The organism is Companilactobacillus halodurans (assembly GCF_009600985.1).
Classification (GTDB): domain Bacteria; phylum Bacillota; class Bacilli; order Lactobacillales; family Lactobacillaceae; genus Companilactobacillus; species Companilactobacillus halodurans.
This window is the reverse complement of record NZ_VDFP01000274.1, coordinates 1-1049: the sequence shown is the minus strand read 5'-3', so window position 1 is coordinate 1049 and position 1049 is coordinate 1. Positions and strand designations below refer to the sequence as shown.

Annotated in this window: 2 protein-coding genes; both read right to left on the bottom strand. The window is 32.3% G+C overall.

All coding sequences use genetic code 11. The features are described from left to right. Nucleotides 1–152 precede the first annotated feature (152 nt). Complete coding sequence (locus FHL06_RS14120) at nucleotides 153–563, bottom strand: cupin domain-containing protein (protein WP_153387296.1); 411 nt, start codon at nucleotides 561–563, stop codon at nucleotides 153–155. A 2-nt stretch (nucleotides 564–565) separates the two neighbouring features. Continuing rightward, the gene (locus FHL06_RS14115) at nucleotides 566–889 is read right to left on the bottom strand and encodes a carboxymuconolactone decarboxylase family protein (RefSeq protein ID WP_153387295.1); all 324 of its coding nucleotides are present in this window, start codon (nucleotides 887–889) and stop codon (nucleotides 566–568) included. Between the last annotated feature and the right edge of the window lie 160 nt (nucleotides 890–1049).

Here is a 1049-nt window from a genome sequence, read left to right as displayed (position 1 = left end):
ATCTAATCTATTTACTGTAAAGATAATGTAAAGTTATAAGGACTTATATCCAAAACAAAAAAATACCCTTATTAGGGATATGTCATACAAATTACGTATGATTTATCTGCTAAAAGGGTATTTTTTATTAAAATTGAAAACTAATCTTTTAATTATAACTTGTTGTATTCTTCGTCAGTAACTTTCTCAAGCCACTCTGATGTTCCTTTAGTAATAGCAACATGGCTAAACCAACTATCTTTAGTTGCTCCATGCCAATGCTTAACGCCTTCTTTAATTACTACAACATCACCTTGTATCAACAATTGAGCAGGTTTGCCCCATTCTTGATACCAACCTTCGCCACCAGTAACCAATAAAATTTGAAATCCATCATGATGAATATGCCAGTCATTACGACAACCAGGTTCAAAAGTTACATTTCCAACTCCAAAATCAATATTATCCTCTGGACTTACTAAGCTATTAAGATAACTTTGTCCGATAAAGTATTGTGCATATGCATCATTCTTATCCCCAACTGGGAAAACTCCATTTGTTTTTAATTCTTCATTTTTTGCCATAATTATTTTTCATCCTTCCAAATTTCTTTTGCACGATTAAAGGCCGACCATGCCTTAGGCCATCCTGCGTAAAATGATAAATGTGTAATTTCTGCTACGATTTCTTCTTTAGTAATACCGTTTTTCTTACCAATCTTTAAATGAGCATCAAGTTGCTCGGTATTTCCTGCTGATATAATACTTGCAATCGTGATGAGTGAACGATCATGCGCTGAGAGTTCGGATTCTTTACTCCAAACTTCTCCGAAAAGTACATCATCATTTAATTCTGCAAATTGTGGAGCAAAATCTCCTAATAGGTCATGTCCTGCTGTTTGTTTTGCCATAATCAATTCCTCCTCGTATCAAGTCGATAAATATATTAAACAACTTAAAGTCGACTTTAAGTCAAGAAGAAAATAAAAAAATTCTTCCATAACTATCAGACAAATTTATATCATTTCATCCGACAATCATAAAAGAATTTTTTGAATTAAAATTATTATT